Here is a 20,808-nt window from a genome sequence, read left to right on the forward strand (position 1 = left end):
CGCCCGGGGCGCGCCCGCTCTGGGGATATGTACGATTCCCAATCAGATTGCTAGAAGAATCCTCCAAATCCTAACGGGTCGCCCACGTGGCGACCCCTACAAACGCGGAAGAGAAAGGGACTGCGCATGATAGCAAAAAGTTTTCCTGTCCTCTCCCCTTTTAGAAATCGAAGTCCTTGGCCTTTATTTTGACCTGCCATTCTTTATCGACTTGTTTATACGTGATGGTAGCAATGAACGAGTGGAGGTCGCGGACCCAGGTGTAATTGCGGTCCGAAATATGGTCATCGTCGAGGTCCTGAGCCCAAGTGAAGATGACCGTATCCCGCGGCGTCAGGACGTAGCCGATGGACATGCCATGCTGGCGCGGGTCATCGAGGGTATCGAAGCGGTACGGCGTATAGCCGCTGACATTGTGTTTCTTATACCAGAAGCTGGTCCACAGGCGGTCGTTGATGCCCTGGTTGAGGATGACGCCCGAATAGGGATCGCGGCGCTGGGCATCATTGGTAGAATATAAATCCTTACGATAGCCGGCGAAGAAGCGGACATTGGCCCGCTGCCACAAGGGAATGGGCGTATGCGTGATTTCCGTACGGAAGCCCTTATGCGTCCCCGTCTTGACGCCGTCTTCAGCCCAGCGGCCCCAGTTGGCACTGGAATCGATATAGATACCCGTATCGCCGAGATGGATGCGCGGTGCAAAGTATTCCAGTTCCGGCCACTTCGTAGCCCAGATATTATCGTCGTTATCGGTACTTTCTTCTTTGCTGTAGCCAAAACGGAAAGTGCCGATTTTAGTATTCTTCTGGAGCTGGGCCGCCGGCTTGAAGCCATTCTTGCTATTCAGGGCATAGCTGGCATGGAAGCTCAGGTCGCCGGACTGGTTGAGGGGCACATCGGCATAGCCCCGGACACCGATGCCGTCATCGCTGTTGTAGGTCGGCCGCGGCAGCAGCGTGAATAAAGAAGATTTCGTATGTTCACTGTCCAGGCGGCCTTCATAATGGCCATATGTGAACAGGCGGATGTGCTTGAACCAGAGGGCCGTATTTTCTGCCGTGAACTTTTCGCCCGGATAGATGCGGATGTCATCACCGGTAATATAATAGTCCGGCGTCTTGGCGACGGCGTGAGGCGTCGTAATCAGGCCATGCTTGATATAGCCGATATTATCGTACATTTCGGCATCGGTCCCGCGGACGTATGTCGTCGGGCCGACGAAGCCTTCGACCTTATCCATGGTCATGCTGCCGTTCTGGCTGTTATAGGTCACGTTCTGGCCCGTCAGGGCATTGGTTTCGTTGACGTAGACTACGGGTCCTTTCGTATGGTAGACGCCGCTCTTCATGTTGCCTTCGACATAGTTGGCATGGATTTCATCCATGCCCTGCTTGATGTCGACATTGCCCCGGCTCTTGACATAGCCGTCGGAGTTGCGGGCGACGAATGTATCAGCCGTCATGTGGACAGGCTGCTGCGGCAGGACGACGTCCTGCGAAGCAGAAGCCTGGTCCAAATCGACGGGCAGGATTTTCTTTTCTGTCACGGGAACGGCCATGACCTTATCTGTATGAAGTTTCGCTGTATCAGCTGCACTGGCCGAAAAGGTCAGAGGCAGCAGGGCTGCGATCATCGCCGCTGTCCACGTTTTATTCATTCGCGTCACCTGCTGTATTGGATTGAATGGTTACGACGGCCTGCTGGTCGTCATTGTGTTTGCTGTTGTACAGGTCGACAGGCGTAACCGTACCATCTTTCAGTCCGGCCTGCAAATCGCCGTTGCTGCTCTGAGGCGCCGTATCGGTGTCGGTGTACGTACCGGCATCGCCAGCCCCGCTGTTGTCGACATCACTATTGGTGACAGGCGCAAAGGTCGGCACCTGTACGCCACTGGCAGCCATATTGGCCGTCTTCATGTCATCCATGACGCCATTTTCCTTGAAACCGACGACTTCGGCATTTTCCTTGGTTTCGGCGTACATCGTCGTCCCTGCCGGGATATCGACTTCATTGCCATGAACGAAAAGGCCGCCGACCAGGCCGACTGGTCCGAGGATGATGGCCCCGGCAGCAGACGCGCCGACAGCACCGGCCATGCGCTTATATTCTTCTTTCGTCTTATCGCCGACCGTCAGGGCTACGGGCGAACCGTCGGCAGCGCGGACGTTGTCATAGGTGATTTCGATTTTGCCGTCCTTGCCAAAGCGGCCGGACTTCCGGGCCTTGGTGACGGTCCCCGTCGCTTCCATGCCGCGGGGAATGGCGATGACGTCGCCGACGCAGATATCATCAGCCACGGCAAAGCGGACGACGTCGCCTTCCTGAATGGTCTTCGAGTTGAGGGCGTCGATATTGGTCATCGTCACCAGCGTATTGGCTGGAATGGTCACGGTCTGGGAGACGTACTTCTTATTGCCCAGGAGCGTGCGGCGCAGGGCCAGGACACGGCCTTCCAGGGAGCCGCTCATGGTCTTGCCGTCAATGCTCTGTTCCAGCGATTCGATGCGGACCAGCAGGGGTTCATCGGTAATCTGGCCGGAATACTGCCACTGCATGAGGTTGACTGCCGTCAACAGGGACAAATCGGAACCGGAATTCCCATATACATCTTTATATAGGGCATTAGTTTTATCCTGCAGACTGCCGGATACCGTCGACTGACCGTTGAGCAGCTTGTCCAGCGCCGCGATGCGGTCGTTCAGGGAACCGGTCTGGGTCGTCCCGTAGACCGTCGTTTCGACTTTATCCGCTTTTTCCAGGATCGTATAATCGGCCGCACCGGCAGCCATGGTCCCACACAAGGCCATGACAGCCAGGATGCATGCTACTTTTTTCTTCCACATAGGCGTAACCTCCAAAATTCAGTCTCTTTCTATGCTAATCGTATCGTCTTGGCTTTTTCTGAATACTACCTCCATTATATAAGACTCATGTATAAATTGCAATAAAATGGTGCCGCCTCGCCCCTCCAAGGCCTTATTTTTTAATCAATAATTATTTTCAATTAAAAGTTTTACAAAATTACTCTTGATTTTCCCCCATCAGTCTGTTACAATGTAGCCATAACAAATAAAAGTTATTTGTTAGTATTCAGTTAATATCCATTTTATTCAAAATGTATTATAATATCAGGAGGAATGAATGATGAAAAAATTTGTATGCGGTATCTGCGGTTTTGTTTATGAAGGTACGGAAGCTCCGGAAAAGTGTCCTCAGTGCGGCGCTCCGAAAGAAAAATTCACGGAACTCGTCGCTGGTGTCAAAGAATACGCTGACGAACATCGCGTAGGCATCGCTAAAGGCGTCGACGAACGCATCCTCGAAGGCCTCCACCTCAACTTCACAGGCGAATGCTCCGAAGTCGGCATGTACCTCGCTATGAGCCGTGTCGCTGACCGCCAGGGCTATCCGGAAGTCGCTGAAGCCTACAAACGCATCGCTTTCGAAGAAGCTGAACACGCTGCTAAATTCGCTGAACTCCTCGGCGAAGTCGTTACGGACGACACCAAGACCAACCTCGAAATGCGTGCTGCTGCTGAACAGGGCGCTTGCGCAGGCAAGAAAGAAATCGCAACCCTCGCTAAACAGCTCAACCTCGACGCTATCCATGACACTGTTCATGAAATGGCAAAAGACGAAGCTCGTCATGGCCGTGTATTCGATGGCCTCCTGGCTCGTTACTTCGCAAAATAATCCGTTTGGGAATGCAAAAAGCGCTGTCTTATAAAGACAGCGCTTTTTTTAGTGGTTAGTGGTTAGTAGCTAGTGGTTAGGGGATGGCAGAAGCCGCTACGCGACAGCGCTTTTCAACCAGCGACGTCACAGATGACGCGGATGACGGCTTTATCGGCCTTGGACAAGTAACGTCCCCGTTTATAGGCCAGGACGATATCCCAGTCGTCCAGATAGGCCCGCAGGGAAAAATACTTCGGTTCCACAGCTGGGATATTGGCCAGAGCCAGGCCACCCGGTACGATAGCCGCGCCGACGCCGATGCCGGCCAGGGTCTGGGCCGTGGCCATGTCCGTCGTTTCCAGGGCCACTGTCGGCGATATATCCAGGGCTTCGACAAGGGCAAAAAAGGAATGGCGCAGTTCCTGGCCTTCTTTCATGACCAGGAAGGGATGGCCGTCGAGGCTGTGATAATCAAAGACAGGATAGCGGGAGTGGAGGCCCTCGTCATGCAGCGGTTCCCGCCCCAGGCCCCAGTCCGGCGAGACAGCCAAGAGCAATTCTTCCCGGAAAAGTTCGATATAATCCAAGTCCCTATGCCCTGTAGGCTTAACGACGATAGAAAAATCCGTCTTTCCCTGGATGGCGAAATCTTCCAATTCCCGCGTCGTCCCTTCTTCCAGGCAGATATCGATGTGCGGATAGCGTTCGTTGATGATGGGAATAGCCCGCGCCAGGATGGTCGAACTGCGATAATTGGAACTGCCGATGCGCACGGTGCCGCCAACGGTCTGCCCCAAATCCTGGATACGCTGTTCCCGGACCTTGCACAAGTCCTGGATCTGCCCTTCGATGTCCAGATAGATACGCCCGGCTTCGGTCAAGGTCACAGGCTGATGGGAACGGTCAAAGAGTTCCGCACCGACATGGCGCTCGATGCGGCGGATGAACTGGCTCAACGACGGCTGGGTGATGTATAATTTTTCGGCTGCCGCTATGAAACTCCCTGTCTCAGCAATTTTACGGATATATTCATATTCACGTCTTTCCAACTCCATAAAAGCTCCTTTATGTAACAAAAAATATTCGTATACCTAATTATAACACAAGAGCTATAGTTCGTATACGGCAAAACCACTTTGACGCCAGCCTCCTTCAAGGCTATCCTAAAGGTACCCTTGAAGGAGGTATTTTTATGAAATCATATCAGCATATCCTCGTCCCTATCGACGGATCCGATCATTCTAAACAAGCCTTGCAGCACGCCATCGACATCGCCAGGATCACTGGCGGTGCCATTACCCTGCTGAGCGTCGCCAATATGGCCGATATCATCAACCAGTTCGGGCAAATGGAAAATACGAGTGAACTGACTATGGATGAAATGACGGCTTCGGCCCAGGCCAACAGCACAGGACTGTTAAAAAAATTTGCCGCCACGATACCCGCTTCCCTGTCAGTCCAGTCTATTTTTGAACTCAGCGCCCCGGAAGCGGCCATCCTGGCAGAACAGAAATCCCAATCGGCAGACCTCATCTGCATGGGCCGCGGCGGCGGCCAGGCCCTCAAGAATTTTCTTCTCGGCAGCGTCAGCACTTACGTCATCACCCACGCACCCTGCCCGGTCCTCTTGGCCCGCGATGAAAAGAAAGGCCCATACCGGCATATCCTGGTGCCCGTAGACGGGTCTGAATCGTCTTTACAGGCCCTGAAACAAGCCGAAGTCCTGGCCAAAGGAGATGGCGCTTCCCTGACCGTCCTCTACGTCGCCAGCGTCAGCGACAGCCTGCGCGATACGGCCATCCCCAATACGCTGGAACCGCATAAATTACAGGAATTAGCCGCTCACATGCGGACCAAGGGTCATAACGCCTTCCTGCGCTGCCAGGAAGAATTGTCATCTCAAGTCCCCTTGCAATGCCTGTATAAAATCGGCTCGCCCGGTCCGATCATCTTACAGACCGCAGCCGATACGGAAACGGACCTCATCGTCATGGGCAGCCGCGGCCTGAGCCGTATCCAAAGCGTCCTCCTGGGCAGCGTCGGCCGCTATGTATCCTCCCATTCAGGCCTTCCCGTCCTCATCATCTGCTAATCATTACTTCATTAAACTCCTCAGGAGATGATTCCCTTGAATAAACTCATGTATAAAGCCCAAAAAGAATCGGTCGCCCTCCTGGTCAACCGCATCATGGCCGAAAAAAATCCAGAAACCCGTAAGAAGACTTTGAAACGACTGACCACGATTATGGAAACCTTCTTCGGTGACTTATTTGAAGAAGAATCTTTTGCCAATGCCCGCAAGCTCATTGACGAAGGCGGCAAGTGGTTCCAATTCCTCAACCGAGCCCTGGATACACTCAACCCCAACGTAGTCCGTACAGCCGTCATGGACCTGGGCTTTGAATCGGGCTTCTACGGTCTGCGTACGCGGGACGAAGCCAAAGCCAAATATCACTGCAATATTCCCTGGGCCATCCTCTTCGACCCGACCAGCGCCTGCAACCTGCACTGCATCGGCTGCTGGGCTGCCGAATATGGTCACACCCTGAACCTGTCCTACGATGTCATGGATAAAATCGTAAGCCAAGGCAAAGAAGTAGGCTGCCATTTCTACCTCCTCACTGGCGGCGAACCGCTGGTCCGCAAAGCGGACATCCTGAAACTTTGTCGGAAACATCCGGACTGCGAATTCCACGCCTTTACCAATGGGACCCTCATCGACGATGCATTCTGCCAGGAAGTCGTCAAGGTCGGCAACCTCAGCTTCTCCCTCAGCGTCGAAGGCTTCCGCGAAGTCAACGACAGCCGCCGCGGTGAAGGCGTCTTCGACAAGGTCATGCACGCCATGGACCTACTGCGCCAGTACGGTATCGTCTTCGGTACTTCCATCTGCTATACCCGTAAGAACATCCAGACCGTCACATCCGATACCTTCCTCGACCTCCTCATCAGCAAGGGAGCCTGGTTTACCTGGTACTTCCACTATATGCCCGTCGGCAACGATGCCTCTGTCGATTTACTGCCCACACCGGAACAGCGTGCTTATATGGTACGGCGTATCCGTGAAATCCGCAGCGTAAAGGGCGGCAAACCCATTTTTGCTATCGACTTCCAGAACGATGGCCAGTTCATTGATGGCTGTGTCGCTGGCGGCCGCAACTACTGCCATATCAATCCTAACGGCGACGTCGAACCGTGCGTCTTTATCCACTACTCTAGTGCCAACATCAACGACCAGGACCTCATCACCTGTCTCCAGCAGCCCTTATTTAAGGAATACGCAAAAGGGCAGCCGTTCAACCACAATCATCTCCGCCCCTGCCCGATGTTGGAAAATCCCCAATCCCTCGTCGATATGGTCAAACGGACGGGAGCCAAATCGACGGACATGCAGTCACCAGAATCGGTTGAACACCTCTGTGCTAAATGCAAAGCCTATGCCAAGCACTGGCAGCCGACAGCCGATAAGTTATGGACTGATATCGTCCAGGACGATAAAAAATCGTCAGAACAGGAAATCTCGTAAAAAAGTAAAAAATTAAACCTATCCGCTAACAACTAACAACCTGAAAGGAGCTGTCGCGATGCGACAGCTCCTTTTTTTTACTTCACCCTATGATATCGGTTTTTTTTTATGTGACGCTTGCGCCACCAGATGATGCCATAAATGAAAGAAACGACGGCTACCAATATGAGCAGGCGGCCCCAGTGTTCCTGGATGCGCAGGAGGTCATGGCCCAGCCAAACTTCGACCAGGACGGCCGGCATCTTGCCGAAGAAGTTGGCAATGAAGTGGTCGCGGTAAGAAATATGGCTCAAGGCACTGAACGCCGTGACGACGACATTCGGTGCATACGGGATGGCCCGGCCCATCATGACTGTCTTGATACAGCTGTAAGAATCGAGTTTTTCCAGCATCTTGCTCTTGGAAATGACCTTCTGGGCCTGCTTGCGGAGCAGCGTCCGAGTCAGTCGGAAGCTGATTTCAATGCCGATGACTTCGCCGATCCAGGAAATGATGATGCCCGGAATGAGGCCGAAGATGATGCCGTTGACGGTCAGGAAGGGAATGGACGGCAGGCCGATGGCATTGACAAAGGCAATCATGAACACGCTGATGCCGATGGCATAGAAGCCAAAAGAGGCAATGTAATCGGCTAACCCATCCAGATCACCACTGACGGTCAGATGCCACATGATCGAATAAAAATCAGGTGCCATGAGCTGAATCGATAAAAACATCAAGACGACTAAGATGCCCCCGCCGATATGAAGGAGCCAGCCTAAATATTTATCATTCATAGAAATGCGGTCCTCACGTAATAATGAATTTTTTCGTACCCTTTATTATACCATATCTTCCGGGTCCCTGTCTGCTATGAGCTTCACTTTTTCCGCCTGTCCCAGGCGCTGGCTCAGGATGAGGAAGTCATCGAGTTTCTGCCGGGCCAGGCCGCTGTCGATGAGGCGGGCTGCCTTGCGGACGCCGGCATAGAGGTTGAGGACACTGCCACCGACGTAGAGACCGGCGCCGGCATTGAGGAGGACGGCTGTCCGGGCCCCGCCCTTGCGGCCGTCGAGGACGGCGCGGGTAATGGCAGCATTGTGCTTGGGCAGGCCGCCGCGCAGTTCGTCCCGCGAAGCCCTGGGCAGGTTGAAATCTTCCGGCCTGATTTCATACGTCGAAAACGATTCTGGCGTAAATTCGCAAATCGTCGTCGCTGCCGATGCCGAGATTTCATCGCTGCCGTCCTGACCATAGACGACCATGCCGTGGCGGACGCCGAGGGCAGCCAGGACATGGGCCATGGGTTCGACCAGGTGCGGCGCATTGACGCCGAGGATCTCATAGACTGCATGAGCCGGATTGGTCAAGGGCCGCAGGACATCGAAGACCGTATAGATACCCAACTGTTCGCGGACGGCATCGATACGTTTCATCATATAATAGTAGTAACGCGTATAGAAATAACAGAGGCCGATCTGCCCCAGCATATCCAGGCAGCTTTCGGGGCTGAGGAAGATATTGGCCCCTAAGGCTTCCAGAACGTCGGCAGAACCACTGCGCGACGTCTTGGCCCGGTTGCCGTGCTTGGCGACGCGGACGCCACCGGCGGCGATGACGAAAGACGCCGTCGTCGAGATGTTGAAGGTCTTGGTCCGGCCGCCGCCGGTCCCGACGATGTCGAAGACGTCCATCGTACAGGGAACATGCATACTGTATTTCCGCATGGTCCGGGCAAAGGCCGTGATTTCCCGCTCTGAAGCGCCTTTCGTCGTCAAGGCTGCCAAAAAAGCAGCCAACTGGACGTCTGAAATCGTCCCTTCCATGATCTGCTCCATGACGATAGCGCTTTCCCGTTCGCTAAGGTCTTTTCCTTTAGTAATGGTTTTCAGTAAGCTGGTCAGCATGGTCCTCACCTCCGCCTGAAAAAAACGGAACTATACTATTCTCTTTTATTATAGCATATTATGCCCATCAGCGCTGTAAAAAGGCTCATTCTCCTTCTAATTCGGCAATGCGCCCTTTCAGCTCCCCTTCATCATAAAAGACGGTCTCCAGGCACAGGCCCTGGGCCGGTGCCGTCGCCCCGAGCTGAGTCCGGTCGCCGCTGGCGAGGATTTCCCGGAAGCGCTCCGGTGTCAGGCGGTGCAGGCCCAGGTCGACGAGGCCGCCGGCAATGTTCCGCACCATATGGTAGAGGAAGCCGTCGCCGACGACGTCGATGTCTAGGACATGGCCCCGCTCATGGAGGGTAATGGAATACATCGTCTTCACAGGATTCATGGGCGTCGTATTCTGGCCTTCAAAAGCAGAAAAATCATGCGTCCCCAAGAGGATGGCCGCCCCTTCCCGCATGGCCTGCCGGTCCAGGGGCTTGCGGATGAACCAGGCATAGCGCAGGAGAAAGGGGTCGTGCATGCGGTTGTTGTCGATGGAATAGCGGTAATGCTTGCCCACATTATCGTGGCGGACGCTGAAGCGATTGGGCATTTCCCGGGCCGACAGGACGGCAATTTCCGGCGGCAGATAGCCTTTCATGGCATAGGGAATCTTTTCCGTCGGAATCGATTCCTGACCATAGAAATTGACGACCTGGCCGCGGGCGTGGACACCGGCATCCGTGCGGGCGGCGCCATAAATCGTAATAGGCGTCTGGAAAATAGCCGACAAGCCCTGTTCGATGCAGCCCTGGATCGACTCGGCGTTGGTCTGGCGCTGGAAGCCGTGGAAATCCGTACCGTCATAGGCGACGACGAGGCAGATATTCTTCTTCATCATAACCACCGCATAGCGGCCAGGACGGCCGTGACAATCAGGACAGCCGCCATGGCGATGCCGTCCCGATAGGTATAGGACAATTCATTCATCCGCGTCCGCCCTTCACCGCCGCGGTAGCAGCGGGCTTCCATGGCCGTCGCCAGGTCATCGGCCCGGCGGAAGGCGCTGACGAAGAGCGGTACCAGCAGGGGGATCATGTTCTTGCCGCGCTGCAAGAGGCTGCCGCTGGTAAAATTGGCACCCCGCGCCGTCTGGGCCTTCATGATGCGGTCCGTTTCTTCCAAAAGGGTCGGGATGAAGCGCAGGGCAATGGTCATCATCATGGCCAGTTCGTGAGCCGGCACACCGATGCGCTTAAAGGGATTGAGCAGGTGTTCGATGCCGTCGGTCAGGACGATAGGCGACGTCGTATACGTCAACAGCGACGAAAAGACGATGAGGAAGACCAGGCGGGCCGTCATGAGGGCCCCTTGATACAGGCCTTCTTTGGTGATGTGGAAAATGCCGTACTGCCAGAGGACATCGCCTGGCGTCGTGAAGATATGGACGCCCATGGTGAAAATGATGATGACCCACAAGGGCTTCAGCGACTTGACGATGAACTTCGCCGGCAGGCGGGAAATGGCGAAATTCAAGGCCACGAAGGCCGTGACGATGGCATAGGATGCCAGGGAATGGGCAAAAAAGATGGCGACGATGAAGATCATCGTAGCGACGATCTTGATGCGCGGATCGAGTTTATGCAAAAAAGACGTGCCAGGAAAATACTGGCCCAAAGTAATATCAGTGAGCATGGCCCTTGCCTCCTTTCAGGCAGTCAAAAATAGCCTGTGCCCCTTCTTCGACCGTCCGTACCCGGTCGTCGACGGCAAAGCCCCGGCCCTGGAGATATTGGAGGGCACCCGTTACAGGCGGCACGGACACGCCGGCATCGTGCAGGGCCTGCTGCTGAGTCGCAAAGATGTTCAGCGGTTCGCCGTCGAGGACGATATGGCCGTGGGACAAGACCAGGAGGCGGCTGGCCAGGCGGGAAATATCGTCCATGTTGTGCGATACCAAGATGACGGTAATGCCCTTTTCCTGGTGCCAGCGCTGGATTTCCGAAAAGATTTCCCGCCGGCCGATAGGATCCAGGCCGGCTGACGGTTCGTCCAGGATGAGATACGACGGATGGATGGCGATGACGCCGGCAATGGCGACGCGGCGCATCTGGCCGCCACTCAGGCGGAACGGCGAACGGTCGGCATAGGTCTTATAATCGAGGCCGACGAAGTCCATGGCTTCTTTGACCCGTTCCGTGATTTCTTCTTCGCTCAGACCGAAATTGCGCGGCCCGAAGGCGATGTCTTTGGCAATAGTTTCTTCAAAGAGCTGATACTCCGGATACTGGAAGACCATACCGACTTTATGGCGCACGGCCATGGCTTCTTTCGTCTTCTTGCCGATATCCGTCCCGTCGACGGTCACCGTTCCGGAAGTCGGCTTGATGAGGCCGTTGAGGATCTGGACCAGCGTCGACTTGCCCGATCCGGTATGACCGATGATGCCGACGAATTCCCCTTCATGGATTTCGACATCTGTATCGTAGAGGGCCGTCTTTTCAAAAGGCGTCCCGATGCCGTAGGTATAGGTCACGTTGCTTAACTTAATTGACATAATGCATCTCCTAATTCTTCCTCGGTAATGATGGAGTCCGGCAGGTCGAGGCCTTTCTGGCGCAGCCGTTCGGCCAGTTCCGCCGCTACCGGTACGTCGAGGCCCATGGCCTTCAGCTCTTTGACGTGCGTAAAGACGTCACGCGGCGCCCCGTCCATCTTCAGTTCGGCCTGGTCGACGACGACGACCCGGTCGGCCTGGACGGCTTCTTCCATGAAATGGGTGATGATGATGATGGTAATGCCTTCGTCATGGAGCTGGTGGAGCGTATCCATGACTTCCTTGCGGCCGACAGGGTCGAGCATGGCCGTCGGTTCGTCGAGGACGATGCAGTCGCACTGCATGGCCAGGATACCGGCAATGGCGACGCGCTGTTTCTGGCCGCCGCTCAGGAGGTGCGGTCCGTGCTTGGCATAAATGGTCATGTTGACGCGGCGCAGGGCATCGCTGACGCGGGTCTTGATCTCGTCCGACGGGACGCCGAGGTTTTCCGGGCCAAAGGCCACGTCTTCTTTGACGACGGCGGCGACGATCTGGTTATCCGGATTCTGGAAGACCATGCCGACGTGCTGGCGTATCTTCCAGATATTGTCGGGGTCATCGGTCCGCATGCCGCAGACTTCACACGTGCCGGACGTCGGCGTCAGGAGGACGTTGAAATGCTTGGCCAGCGTCGACTTGCCCGAACCGTTGGTCCCGATGATGGCGACGAACTCGCCCTTGCCGATTTCCAGGGAAATATCCTTCAAAGCATAGACCACCTTGCCGTCTTCGTCTTCATAGGTATGGCTGAGATGATCCGTTTTTATCATAGGTTCTGTCATACTGCACTCCTTAGTTATTAGTGATTAAAAAATCCGACTTCCGATCTGATAGACGACGAAGGTCAGGACCCAGGCAACGGCAATCTGGAAACAGACGGAGAAAGCCGTCCACTTCCAGCTGTGCGATTCGGCGTGGATCGTGGCTATCGTGGCGGCACAGGGAATATAGAGCAGCGAGAAGAGCATCATGCAGTAGGCATTGAGCTGAGTAAAGCCGCCTTGGCTCATCATAGAGGCCAAAGCCGCCAGGGCTGCCGGAGAATTGATGTTGACGCCATCGAAGAGGACGGCGAAACTGGATACGACGACTTCCTTGGCCGAAATGCCAGCGATGAGGGCCAGACAGATCTGCCAGTACCCCAGGCCGATGGGCGCAAAGAAAGGCACGATGGCCTTGCCGATGATGGCCCCGAAACTGTCGGCCATATCGCCATAGCCGGCAGGGCCGAAGTTGAGGATGAACCACATGAGGATGGAAGCGGCAAAGATGACTGTACCGGCACGGCTCAGGTAATCCTTGATTTTTTCCCAGACATAGACGTAGACCGTATGGGCACTGGGCCGCTTATATTCCGGCAGCTCGATGAGCAGGTCGTTTTCCTTTTTCTCATGACTGAAGAGATTCATCGCCTTCAGGGCTGCCAGGGCGACGACGATGCCGATGAGGTACATGGAATAGGCGACAATCATGGCATTGTGCGGGAAGAACATGCCCGAAAAGAGGATGTAAATGGGCAGGCGGGCACTGCAGGATATGAAAGGCGTAACCAGCATCGTCCGATAGCGGTCGCGTTTATCCTCCAGAGCACGCGACGCCATGATGGCCGGCACACTGCAACCAAAGCCGAGGATCATGGGGATGAAGGCCCGGCCCGACAAACCCAAACGGTTCATGATATCGTTCATGACATAGGCCACGCGGGACATGTAACCGCTGTCTTCCAGGATGGCCAGGGCAAAGAAGAGGATACAGATGTTGGGCAAAAAGGTCAGGATGCCGCCGACGCCGGCGATGATGCCATCACAGACCAGGGAAATGAGCATATCGTCAGCCCCCAGCGAAGTCAGGCCGCCTTCAGCCAGGGCCGATAAAGTATCAATGGAGCCCTGGAAGGAATCCTGGACCATATCGCCGATGAAGAAAGTCAGGAAAAAGACGATGGCCATGATGGCCAGGAAGATGGGGATGCCCAGCCATTTATCGGTCAAGTAGCGGTCGACGGAATCCGTTGCCGCTGCTTTCGACGCCTGGTTGACGACGACTTCATGGATGATTTCTTCGATGAAGGCATATTTTTCGGTGATGATATCCGTTTCATAACTGCGGTCCAGGACGTGATGGACGTCGTCGACGGGATACTTGGCCGTAATTTCCGGGTCCCTTTCGATGAGCTTCAGCGCATGCCAGCGGTGATTGTACAAATCGGGATATTTGTCATGCAGGAGCTGGCGCACGGCGTCGATGCGGTCTTCCATGGCGTCGCTGTAGACCATGGCGAATTCACTGTGATGATTATGCTGATGATGGGTATGGTCTGAATGGTTGTGGATGAGCCGATCCGGGTGGACGTGGTCCTTGTGGTGCACGGCCGCATGGAGCAGGACGCTCAGGCCGCGGCGCTTCAGGGCCGATACGGGGATGACCGGCACGCCGAGCATTTCCGGCAGGCGGTGCAAGTCGATTTCCATGCCCCGTTTTTCGACGATGTCCATCATGTTCAAGGCGACGACGACGGGTTTCCCCAGTTCCAGGAGCTGCAAGGTCAGGTAGAGATTGCGTTCCAGCGCCGACGCGTCGATGACATCGACGATGACGTCGACATCGTCACTGAGGATGAAATTCCGCGAAACCTGTTCTTCCATGGTGTACGACGTCAAGCTGTACGTCCCGGGCAGGTCGACGAGATGAATGTGATAGCCGTGGGCATTGATGGCGCCTTCAACTTTTTCGACGGTAACGCCGGGCCAGTTGGCGACCTTGAGGTTGGCCCCCGTATAGGCGTTGAACAGCGTCGTCTTGCCGCAGTTCGGATTGCCGATGAAAGCGACGGTCATTTCCTTTTTTTCAGCCTTGACCGGTGCCTTCTGGACCTGCGGCTGGCCAGCCTTTATTTTTACTTCGCTAGTCATGGTCTTTCCCCCTTATGCCGATATGCGACGAAATGCCCTTGCCCAAGGCCAGGCGGGTGCTGCGCATCTTGATGATGACCGTCCCTTCGTTCTTATTATTGAGCACGGAGATTTCCGTCCCTTCAATCATGCCCAGGGCCTGGAGGCGCTTTTCCGTCTGGTCCGGCAAATCCAATGTTTCGATGATATAGTCGTGTCCGATTTTTCCTTCTGCTAAGGTCATGCTACCGCCCCCTATCGTGCCCGTTCCGGACCGTAAGCGTTATCGCCGGACGTCCCCTTGACCGTGAACAAGCCTAAATAGGATACAGCCATGATCGACTGGGCTGCCGTCGCCGCCGTATCCTGTCCCAGGACGGGCAGGACATAGCTGGCCAGGTAACAAATGAAGGGAACGGCAAACATGAGGCCGGGCTTATTGATGTCGTGACAGCGCCGGACGCCCAGGGAAATCTGGGACCAAATAGCCGGAATGGACAGCAGAACGAAGATGATACCGAAGATGATGGCATATTCCATATGATTGATTAAAATAGATTCGACGATCTTGCTGTAGAGGATGATGGAAAACATGAACTGGGCGAACATCAAGATCAGCGTCCGGAAAATAAAAGGCCGGCGCTGGATGCGGCCGGTAAAGCGGAAATACTTGGCCTTCAGATCGGCAAAGTCGCGGAAACTGACCAGGCTGTTTTCACTGCCCGGACCGACAGGCATGGCAAAGCCGCGATGGATACGTGCCGATTGGCGGGACCGCTTCTTCAATTTAATTTTTTGATTGCGTTGAGACACAACGATTACCTCCTATAAAATACTCTTAGTATTATCCTACTATATTCATGGCCTCGATTCAATTCATTTCCGGCAAAATATGCTATAATAGAAAAAATTACTTCAAGGAGGTCCTTATGGAATCTACTGTCTTTACGAATCTGCGCGGCTCTGAAGGAGCCCTGACCTTTAATTTTTTCTGTGAATCCCTGATCACGTCGCTCCACACCTTGACGCACGTCATGGAAGACGCCGGCCTTGCCGTTCCGGACAACGTCGGCGACATTGCCGATGCCTTGGGAGAAATGGGCAGCCACCTCATGGAAGACTACCAGCGCGGCGAGCTCGACTTAGGCCGCTTCAAAGATGAAATCCTCGACTTCTACGACCTCAACTTCGCCGTCAACGACGCCCTGGCCTTGGCCATCATGAGCCATGACGACCTGCAGTATTACTACTACGTCTATATGCAGGGCCTGTACATCTTCTTCCCCAACATGATGGAAGCCTTCAACGCCGACATCGACGACGCCAAGATCATCCCCTTCCTGGACGAACTGGCCAACGAATTCCGCCAGCTCGCCGGCAGCGGATTGTGATGGCGTCTGTGGCCTAGTGGCTCGTGGTTGCGGCCCGTTGTGGGAATCCCGCCATCGGCATCCGTAAGGGCGACCACGTGGGGCGCCCGCCATGGGGATCCCGCCAACCTGATTCAAAAAAAGGGGCTGTCGCACGTACGACAGCCCCTTTTTAGGGTTAGCAGCTAGTGGCTAGTGGTTAGGGGATGGCTTTAAATTTAAAGGTTTTCTCTGACAACTACAAGCTCCGTACTACAAACCATACTCGCATGATGGCAGGCCAACGCCCTACAGGATGAAGAAGTAGACGAAGGAAATGACGGCTACGACGAAACGGTAGTAGGCAAAGGATGCCAGCGTCGACTTGTTCATGAATTTCAGGAACCAGAGGACCGAGATGTAGGCGACGATGAAGGCCGTAATGAAGCCGATGACGATCATGACCAGGTCGTTGCCGCTGAGGTCGCTCAGGCTCTTCAAGAGGTCATAGAAACAGGCGACGATCATGACCGGTACGGCGATGATGAAGGAAAAGTCAGCTGCTGCTTTCCGGCTGAGGCCCAGGAAAAGGCCGCCGGCAATGGTCGAACCGGAACGGGAAAAGCCGGGCCATAAGGCCAGGATCTGGAACATGCCCGTCAGGAAGGCCTGGGCAATAGTCATCTTTTCGACGTCGTTACAGACCGTCTTGGTATGGGACTTTTCAGCGACGAGCATGAAGATACCACCGATGATGAGGCCGATGATGACCGTCCCTGCCGAAAAGAGATAGGTCTTGATGGCGTGGTGGGCCAGATAGCCGATGCCCATGACCGGCACGATGCCGGCTGCGACGTGGGCCAGGGTCAGTCCCGTATCGGTGCGGAACCAGTTTTCCCGGCGGAAGAGGTCCCAGCAGCGGTACTGATGGAGCATGCGGATGAACTTCTCTTTATAAATGACGATGACCGACAAGATAGCGCCGAGCTGGATGAAGACTTCAAAGACGCTGGCCCGGGGACCGGTAAAGCCGAGCATATCGCCGACGAGAATCATATGGCCTGTCGATGAAACTGGCAAATATTCCGTGACCCCTTCGACGATACCCAGGATGACGGCAATAATATAATCACTCATGTTTTTAACTCCTTTTCGCTGAATACCTGATGAAATGTTTACAACAATACTAGAAAGTATACCACAATGGCAGGTAAAAAAAAAGTGCTGCCGCGCAAAGAGCTTTTCTTTGCGGGACAGCACTCATTCTAACAAGTATCTATGAAAAAACGATTGCGAAAAAATAACGAATCTTTAAATTACGCCTATTTTTATTCGTCGAGGCAAATGACGTGATTCGGGTTATCGATGACGAATTTAGCATATTTCGGATCGCCATTGTGTTCAAAATACAAAGTATTGCCTTCCAGGCTGCCGCGCCAGCTGACGATAATCGGGCATTCGCGGCTCAACTTCTTCAGCATCGCTACGGGGTCGAGGTTCAGGATCGGTGCGAACAGGAATTCAACATTATCAATCATGACAACACGGGCATTGAGACGATGAATGGCTGCCGACACCAGGGCAATGGCCTTATCCGGGCGGTCAGCGCGGGGGATTTCCAGGAATTCGTCATCAAAGAGTTCCCGGGCTTCACAGATTTTCCAGCCATCCTGGAATGTCAGTTCACGAATCAAGCTGCTCTTGCCGGAACCGGGTCCGCCAATGAGAATCAACAATTTTTCATCGTCCTGGGCAATGTACTTCCACCGTTTTAAAACATCTGCATCTGTAACCATGAAAATCACCTTCGTTTTCTTATATTATTTATTTTATTATACCTAACTTTCATCATATAAGTAAAGCATTTTTGCTATTTTATTTTGACATATGACAAAACAATATGTATCATCATTTCAATCCATACCGTTCCATCGGGTCCTGGATGTTCTTGATCGGCGTCGACGTCAGGATGATGTCATCGACATAGGGCTCGTTGTGACGCACGACGATGACCAGGGACACGCCTTTCTGATAGGGACTGTCATAGTAATAGGCGTCGACGGATTTTTCTTTGTCCGGCCCCCATTCAACGCGGTCCGGCCGGCCATATAAGGCCAGGATCGTCGAGACATGATAACCCAGGGTCGCCCCGCGGCCAGTATAGGCATTATTCGTCAAGAGGAAGACTTTCTGCACGATATTGCGCCGGTCCACTTCGACGCCGTAATCGCCATAGAGCCAGAAGTTGCTGTTATTGCGCTTGACCAGGTTGGTCCACATGTTGTACTTGTTCGGCTCGAAAGGCTGGTTGAGGCCAAAACCCATGAGGGTAAAGTCCCGTTCGCCCAGTTTCATGCGGTCCGCCGGTTCGTCCCCCGTAATGTACGGCGGCCGCACGGGCATGAGGGCCACGCGTTCGATGCGGCGGTTGCCGATGGCAAAGACGTACATGACATCTTTCCGCGGACTTTCATAAGTGAAGTAATAGACATTGGCATCGGCATCGCGCAGGACCGAATCGGGCAGGCCATATTGGCGCAGCAGCACTTCGGCCGGATATTTCAGGCGTACGTCCCGGCCGATTAGGATGTTCGTCCCAGCCGACAGGAACATCGATTCCGCACCGGGCAGGACGGCTTTGCGCGTATCGGCACTGTGGCGCAGGCTGTCAGCCGTCTTGTTGCGGAAAGTAAAGCGCATCTTCAAGTCCTTGTCGTTGTACTGCATGGTCGTATAGTGGGTGCTGCGGGAAAACTTCGCCGGCGGCCCAAAAATGCGCTTGACCTTGGCCGGGCTGTCGCCGTGATGGATGCTGCCGATGTAAAAATCACTGGCCTGCAGGGGCGGAATGGTCAGCGTATCCAGCGAATCGAGGAGGACGCAGTCATCATCCGTCGGTACATGGGCCGTTTCTTTTTTGCTGTCTTTATTCTCTTTGCCGTCTTTATCGGATTTATCCGCTTTGCCGGTTTTGTCATCGGACTGGGGCGCGACGGCCTTGATGGCCTTATCGGCGTCCTTCTGGGCAGACGGAACGGTCCCGGCTTTCCCGCCGGCATCCACTGCGGCTGCAGTGGCAGTCCCGGTCAGGGCCTTTTCCGGCTTTTCAGCTGGTGCCGCCCCCGTTGCCGGCCCCCAGGCCAGGCAGGCAGCGAAGACCAGCGCAGCCATGGCTGTACATTTCATAGCGTTCCTCCTTCGTAGGATTGAGAAAACGGAGCTGTCCAATGAAGACAGCTCCGTTTTACGTTGGTCGCAGGCCGTTCATCGTTTGTCGCAAGGGAGCAAAAATAACAAGCCATCGCGATGAACGATGAACGACGAACGAAAAACTTTTAAGTCAAAGGAATCGTGCATGATGGCAGAAACCTTCATGGAACCGTCCTTATCTTATTTATGCTGTTCCGGGCGGCTCAACGGGAAGAGGAGAACGTCGCGGATAGACGGGCTGTTGGTCAGGAACATGACCAGTCGGTCAATGCCGATGCCCAGGCCGCCTGTCGGAGGCAGGCCATATTCCAGTGCGCGGCAGTAGTCTTCGTCCATCTGATGCGCTTCGTCATCGCCGCGTTCCCGTTCCTTCATCTGTTCGATGAAGCGGTTGCGCTGGTCGATGGGATCATTCAATTCCGAGAAGCCATTGGCCAGTTCGCGGCCATAGATGAAGGCTTCAAAACGATAGGTCAAGAGCGGATTGTCCCGGTCCTGTTTGGTGAGCGGCGAGATTTCCAGGGGATGACCGGTGATGATCGTCGGCTGGATGAGGTTTTCTTCGACGAATTTTTCAAAGAAAGCGTTGATGATCTTGCCGACGCCATCGTACTGGCCGTATTCAACGTCGTGTTCGTCAGCCATCTTGCGGGCCGTTTCGACATCGGTAATGCCTTCAAAGTCAGCACCGCTGAATTTCTTGACGGCTTCGATCATGGTCATGCGGTCCCACGGCGGCGTGAGGTCGATTTCCTTGTCGATATAGGTCAATTTCATCGTGCCATAGAGCATTTCTGCCAGTTTGGAGACCATGTCTTCCGTAATGTTGATGACGTCTTCCAAGTCGCCATAAGCCTGGTACAATTCGACCGTCGTGAATTCCGGGTTATGCCGTGTATCGATGCCTTCGTTGCGGAAGCAGCGGTTCATTTCATAGACCCGTTCCAAGCCGCCGACGAGGAGGCGTTTGAGGTGGAGTTCCGGTGCGATACGCAGGTAGATGTCCATATCGAGGGCGTTGTGATGGGTCTTGAACGGACGGGCTGCAGCGCCGCCGGCGATGGTATGGAGCATCGGCGTTTCGACTTCCAGGAAGTGGCGGTCATCGAGGTATTTGCGGATGCCCTTGATGATCTTCGACCGTTTGATGAATGTGTCTTTGACTTCCGGATTGACGATGAGGTCGAGGTAGCGCTGGCGATACCGCGTTTCCTTATCGGTCAGGCCATGGAATTTTTCCGGCAGCGGACGGAGCGATTTGGACAAGAGGGTCCATTTTTCGACGCGAATCGTCGTTTCGCCCGTATGGGTGACGAAGACTGTCCCTTCGACGCCGACGATATCACCGATATCGAGGAGCTTGAATAAATTGTACGATTCTTCACCGAGTACGTCTTTGCGGAAATAGAGCTGGATTTCGCCGCTCAAGTCGCGGAGGACGCAGAATGCAGTCTTGCCGTGGCGGCGGATGGCCATGAGGCGGCCGGCGACGCTGACGACGGTTTCATTCTTTTCCAGTTCAACGGCGTCATCTTTGACTTCCTGTGCATGATGATCCCAGTTGTATTTCTGACCGAAGGGATAGACGCCGGCGTCGATGAATTCCTGCATCTTTTCGCGGCGGACCTTCATTTGGTCATTCAATTTTTCTTCTTCAATAATGGGCGTTTCTTTTTCTTTCGTGTCCGACATGATATTC

At 54.3% G+C, this 20,808-nt stretch carries 20 protein-coding genes; 4 read left to right on the forward strand and 16 right to left on the reverse strand.

Going from position 1 to position 20,808, the window contains the following annotated elements; all coding sequences use genetic code 11:
- Positions 1 to 160: 160 nt before the first annotated feature.
- Both WMO23_RS04470 and WMO23_RS04475 read right to left on the reverse strand, forming a co-directional pair.
- Positions 161 to 1,660, reverse strand: coding sequence for an LptA/OstA family protein (locus WMO23_RS04470; protein WP_292281305.1), 1,500 nt, complete (start codon positions 1,658 to 1,660; stop codon positions 161 to 163).
- Complete coding sequence (locus WMO23_RS04475; protein WP_020311748.1) at positions 1,653 to 2,846, reverse strand: hypothetical protein; 1,194 nt, start codon at positions 2,844 to 2,846, stop codon at positions 1,653 to 1,655. Before WMO23_RS04475 ends, WMO23_RS04470 begins: the two co-directional genes overlap by 8 nt.
- 301 nt (positions 2,847 to 3,147) lie before the next feature.
- On the opposite strand from WMO23_RS04475, the gene WMO23_RS04480 reads away from it, so the two are divergent.
- Entirely contained in the window at positions 3,148 to 3,696 is a 549-nt protein-coding gene (locus WMO23_RS04480; protein WP_020311478.1) for an NADH peroxidase, read from the forward strand.
- Between the two features lie 113 nt (positions 3,697 to 3,809).
- Here WMO23_RS04480 and WMO23_RS04485 read toward each other — a convergent pair whose 3' ends face one another.
- Positions 3,810 to 4,733 (reverse strand): LysR family transcriptional regulator, encoded by a 924-nt coding sequence (locus tag WMO23_RS04485; protein ID WP_036243998.1) that lies wholly within the window; start codon positions 4,731 to 4,733, stop codon positions 3,810 to 3,812.
- Positions 4,734 to 4,870: 137 nt separating this feature from the next.
- Here WMO23_RS04485 and WMO23_RS04490 point away from each other — a divergent pair, with 137 nt between their 5' ends.
- Both WMO23_RS04490 and WMO23_RS04495 read left to right on the forward strand, forming a co-directional pair.
- A complete protein-coding gene (locus tag WMO23_RS04490; protein ID WP_349173339.1) occupies positions 4,871 to 5,770 on the forward strand; it encodes a universal stress protein in 900 nt (299 codons plus the stop codon).
- A 27-nt stretch (positions 5,771 to 5,797) separates the two neighbouring features.
- The gene (locus WMO23_RS04495) at positions 5,798 to 7,204 is read left to right on the forward strand and encodes a radical SAM/SPASM domain-containing protein (RefSeq protein ID WP_239639703.1); all 1,407 of its coding nucleotides are present in this window, start codon (positions 5,798 to 5,800) and stop codon (positions 7,202 to 7,204) included.
- 77 nt (positions 7,205 to 7,281) lie between these two features.
- On the opposite strand, the gene WMO23_RS04500 is transcribed toward WMO23_RS04495, so the two are convergent.
- The 9 genes from WMO23_RS04500 to WMO23_RS04540 all read right to left on the reverse strand — a co-directional run bounded on the left by WMO23_RS04500 (position 7,282) and on the right by WMO23_RS04540 (position 15,363).
- Positions 7,282 to 7,980 carry a TVP38/TMEM64 family protein gene (locus tag WMO23_RS04500; protein ID WP_020723883.1) on the reverse strand — a complete coding sequence of 233 codons (699 nt, stop codon included), beginning with the start codon at positions 7,978 to 7,980 and terminating at the stop codon, positions 7,282 to 7,284.
- Positions 7,981 to 8,025: 45 nt separating this feature from the next.
- A complete protein-coding gene (trpD, locus tag WMO23_RS04505) occupies positions 8,026 to 9,090 on the reverse strand; it encodes an anthranilate phosphoribosyltransferase (RefSeq protein WP_020311484.1) in 1,065 nt (354 codons plus the stop codon).
- A gap of 85 nt (positions 9,091 to 9,175) precedes the next feature.
- A complete protein-coding gene (truA, locus tag WMO23_RS04510) occupies positions 9,176 to 9,958 on the reverse strand; it encodes a tRNA pseudouridine(38-40) synthase TruA (RefSeq protein WP_020311485.1) in 783 nt (260 codons plus the stop codon).
- Positions 9,958 to 10,755: an energy-coupling factor transporter transmembrane component T family protein gene (locus WMO23_RS04515; protein WP_020311486.1), complete on the reverse strand. Its 798-nt coding sequence runs from the start codon at positions 10,753 to 10,755 to the stop codon at positions 9,958 to 9,960. Before WMO23_RS04515 ends, truA begins: the two co-directional genes overlap by 1 nt.
- Positions 10,745 to 11,617 (reverse strand): energy-coupling factor transporter ATPase, encoded by an 873-nt coding sequence (locus tag WMO23_RS04520; protein ID WP_020311487.1) that lies wholly within the window; start codon positions 11,615 to 11,617, stop codon positions 10,745 to 10,747. The genes WMO23_RS04515 and WMO23_RS04520 overlap by 11 nt, the downstream gene beginning before the upstream one ends.
- The gene (locus tag WMO23_RS04525) at positions 11,602 to 12,441 is read right to left on the reverse strand and encodes an energy-coupling factor transporter ATPase (RefSeq protein WP_020311488.1); all 840 of its coding nucleotides are present in this window, start codon (positions 12,439 to 12,441) and stop codon (positions 11,602 to 11,604) included. The genes WMO23_RS04520 and WMO23_RS04525 overlap by 16 nt, the downstream gene beginning before the upstream one ends.
- Before the next feature lie 24 nt (positions 12,442 to 12,465).
- Positions 12,466 to 14,571 carry a ferrous iron transport protein B gene (gene feoB, locus WMO23_RS04530; protein WP_349173343.1) on the reverse strand — a complete coding sequence of 702 codons (2,106 nt, stop codon included), beginning with the start codon at positions 14,569 to 14,571 and terminating at the stop codon, positions 12,466 to 12,468.
- Entirely contained in the window at positions 14,564 to 14,794 is a 231-nt protein-coding gene (locus WMO23_RS04535) for a FeoA family protein (protein ID WP_020311489.1), read from the reverse strand. The genes feoB and WMO23_RS04535 overlap by 8 nt, the downstream gene beginning before the upstream one ends.
- Before the next feature lie 11 nt (positions 14,795 to 14,805).
- Positions 14,806 to 15,363, reverse strand: a complete 558-nt coding sequence (locus WMO23_RS04540; protein ID WP_020311490.1) for a DUF805 domain-containing protein — start codon at positions 15,361 to 15,363, stop codon at positions 14,806 to 14,808.
- Between the two features lie 116 nt (positions 15,364 to 15,479).
- Here WMO23_RS04540 and WMO23_RS04545 point away from each other — a divergent pair, with 116 nt between their 5' ends.
- Positions 15,480 to 15,941: a hypothetical protein gene (locus WMO23_RS04545; RefSeq protein WP_020311491.1), complete on the forward strand. Its 462-nt coding sequence runs from the start codon at positions 15,480 to 15,482 to the stop codon at positions 15,939 to 15,941.
- 267 nt (positions 15,942 to 16,208) lie between these two features.
- Here WMO23_RS04545 and WMO23_RS04550 read toward each other — a convergent pair whose 3' ends face one another.
- The 4 genes from WMO23_RS04550 to lysS all read right to left on the reverse strand — a co-directional run bounded on the left by WMO23_RS04550 (position 16,209) and on the right by lysS (position 20,801).
- On the reverse strand, positions 16,209 to 17,036 hold the full coding sequence (locus tag WMO23_RS04550; protein ID WP_020311492.1) for an undecaprenyl-diphosphate phosphatase: 828 nt from the start codon (positions 17,034 to 17,036) through the stop codon (positions 16,209 to 16,211).
- Positions 17,037 to 17,227: 191 nt separating this feature from the next.
- The gene (brxF, locus tag WMO23_RS04555; RefSeq protein WP_020311493.1) at positions 17,228 to 17,695 is read right to left on the reverse strand and encodes a BREX-3 system P-loop-containing protein BrxF; all 468 of its coding nucleotides are present in this window, start codon (positions 17,693 to 17,695) and stop codon (positions 17,228 to 17,230) included.
- Between the two features lie 112 nt (positions 17,696 to 17,807).
- A complete protein-coding gene (locus tag WMO23_RS04560) occupies positions 17,808 to 19,085 on the reverse strand; it encodes a hypothetical protein (protein ID WP_020311494.1) in 1,278 nt (425 codons plus the stop codon).
- A gap of 204 nt (positions 19,086 to 19,289) precedes the next feature.
- Positions 19,290 to 20,801 (reverse strand): lysine--tRNA ligase, encoded by a 1,512-nt coding sequence (gene lysS / locus WMO23_RS04565; RefSeq protein ID WP_020311495.1) that lies wholly within the window; start codon positions 20,799 to 20,801, stop codon positions 19,290 to 19,292.
- Positions 20,802 to 20,808: the final 7 nt, after the last annotated feature.

It is taken from the genome of Megasphaera intestinihominis, from assembly GCF_040096415.1.
GTDB lineage: Bacteria > Bacillota > Negativicutes > Veillonellales > Megasphaeraceae > Megasphaera > Megasphaera intestinihominis.

Coding starts and splice junctions, on each gene's coding strand:
- lysS (WP_020311495.1), bottom strand. CDS start 20,801: ATGTCGGACACGAAAGAAAAAGAAACGCCCATTATTGAAGAAGAAAAA.
- WMO23_RS04485 (WP_036243998.1), bottom strand. CDS start 4,733: ATGGAGTTGGAAAGACGTGAATATGAATATATCCGTAAAATTGCTGAG.
- WMO23_RS04495 (WP_239639703.1), top strand. CDS start 5,798: ATGATTCCCTTGAATAAACTCATGTATAAAGCCCAAAAAGAATCGGTC.
- WMO23_RS04490 (WP_349173339.1), top strand. CDS start 4,871: ATGAAATCATATCAGCATATCCTCGTCCCTATCGACGGATCCGATCAT.
- WMO23_RS04480 (WP_020311478.1), top strand. CDS start 3,148: ATGAAAAAATTTGTATGCGGTATCTGCGGTTTTGTTTATGAAGGTACG.
- trpD (WP_020311484.1), bottom strand. CDS start 9,090: ATGCTGACCAGCTTACTGAAAACCATTACTAAAGGAAAAGACCTTAGC.
- truA (WP_020311485.1), bottom strand. CDS start 9,958: ATGAAGAAGAATATCTGCCTCGTCGTCGCCTATGACGGTACGGATTTC.
- brxF (WP_020311493.1), bottom strand. CDS start 17,695: ATGGTTACAGATGCAGATGTTTTAAAACGGTGGAAGTACATTGCCCAG.
- WMO23_RS04535 (WP_020311489.1), bottom strand. CDS start 14,794: ATGACCTTAGCAGAAGGAAAAATCGGACACGACTATATCATCGAAACA.
- feoB (WP_349173343.1), bottom strand. CDS start 14,571: ATGACTAGCGAAGTAAAAATAAAGGCTGGCCAGCCGCAGGTCCAGAAG.
- WMO23_RS04545 (WP_020311491.1), top strand. CDS start 15,480: ATGGAATCTACTGTCTTTACGAATCTGCGCGGCTCTGAAGGAGCCCTG.
- WMO23_RS04560 (WP_020311494.1), bottom strand. CDS start 19,085: ATGAAATGTACAGCCATGGCTGCGCTGGTCTTCGCTGCCTGCCTGGCC.
- WMO23_RS04525 (WP_020311488.1), bottom strand. CDS start 12,441: ATGACAGAACCTATGATAAAAACGGATCATCTCAGCCATACCTATGAA.
- WMO23_RS04520 (WP_020311487.1), bottom strand. CDS start 11,617: ATGTCAATTAAGTTAAGCAACGTGACCTATACCTACGGCATCGGGACG.
- WMO23_RS04500 (WP_020723883.1), bottom strand. CDS start 7,980: ATGAATGATAAATATTTAGGCTGGCTCCTTCATATCGGCGGGGGCATC.
- WMO23_RS04475 (WP_020311748.1), bottom strand. CDS start 2,846: ATGTGGAAGAAAAAAGTAGCATGCATCCTGGCTGTCATGGCCTTGTGT.
- WMO23_RS04550 (WP_020311492.1), bottom strand. CDS start 17,036: ATGAGTGATTATATTATTGCCGTCATCCTGGGTATCGTCGAAGGGGTC.
- WMO23_RS04470 (WP_292281305.1), bottom strand. CDS start 1,660: ATGAATAAAACGTGGACAGCGGCGATGATCGCAGCCCTGCTGCCTCTG.
- WMO23_RS04515 (WP_020311486.1), bottom strand. CDS start 10,755: ATGCTCACTGATATTACTTTGGGCCAGTATTTTCCTGGCACGTCTTTT.